2 protein-coding genes are annotated in these 853 nt (G+C 56.0%); both read left to right on the top strand.

Annotated features, from left to right (window positions below):
• Positions 1-597: CpsD/CapB family tyrosine-protein kinase (locus ACXJ5O_RS28550; RefSeq protein ID WP_457302850.1), on the top strand; the 597-nt coding region annotated here is incomplete at its 5' end.
• A gap of 8 nt (positions 598-605) precedes the next feature.
• Positions 606-853: polysaccharide biosynthesis/export family protein (locus tag ACXJ5O_RS28545; RefSeq protein ID WP_457302849.1), on the top strand; the 248-nt coding region annotated here is incomplete at its 3' end.

Genomic DNA, 853 nt, shown 5'->3' with positions numbered 1-853 from the left:
ACGCTGATCGTAGCAGGCCTTGCGAGATCACTATCAGCTACAGGGATACGGACTGTCGTCGTGGACGCCAATTTCCGGAATCCGATGGTGGCCCATGAGTTCGGCGATCAATTCGGTCCCTATCTGGAAGAAGTGATCCGCGGCCGGCATACACTTGAAGCGGCGGTGCAGCACGACGCGGAATCCGCAATCGACTTTGTGGCGACGCAGACCTGTCAGGTTCCGGCAGAATTTTTGTTAGGCCACGAGCAATTCGCGAAAATGATCGCAGAGCTTAAGCGACAGTACGACATCGTTCTTATCGATACGCCAGCTATCGCCAACAGTGCGGATGCCATACGTGCGGCGTCGCTTGCCGACACGACGGTATTGGTCGTGCGCCGTGACGTCGCCAGGATGGAGGACGTCGTGACCGCCGTCACGAAACTACGCGCCGACGGTCGGAAAGTCAGCGGTATCGTTCTCAACAGCGACCACGAAAGCCGAGGTCCAGTCGCCTTGAGCGCGCCGCTTGCTCCCACCAAACTCGTCTCCGGACGTGTCGTCAAGGAGCTTGCTGACTACGCAAAAACCCGCTCTTCCACCGCAAAGGCATGAGGTCGACAATGTTGATCAAACAAAAAAATAGCCGCCCTGGATTTGCTCACCGGATCAACAAGCTGATGACCGCTTGTGCGTTTTCTTCGATCCTCTTGTTGTCGCCAATGGCTTCGGCGGCGTGGGCGGACGAGCCATATAAAGTTGCATCGGGCGATGTCCTCCTGATCACCGTTTATGGTGATACTGGACTGTCAGGGACATTTCCCGTCAGCGTCGAAGGAACGATAGGATATCCCATTCTTGGCAATATCCC

The sequence above is a fragment of the Phyllobacterium sp. P5_D12 genome, assembly GCF_054049495.1.
Note: the sequence above shows the minus strand (reverse complement) of the source record. Positions and strands in the feature narration are given on the sequence as shown.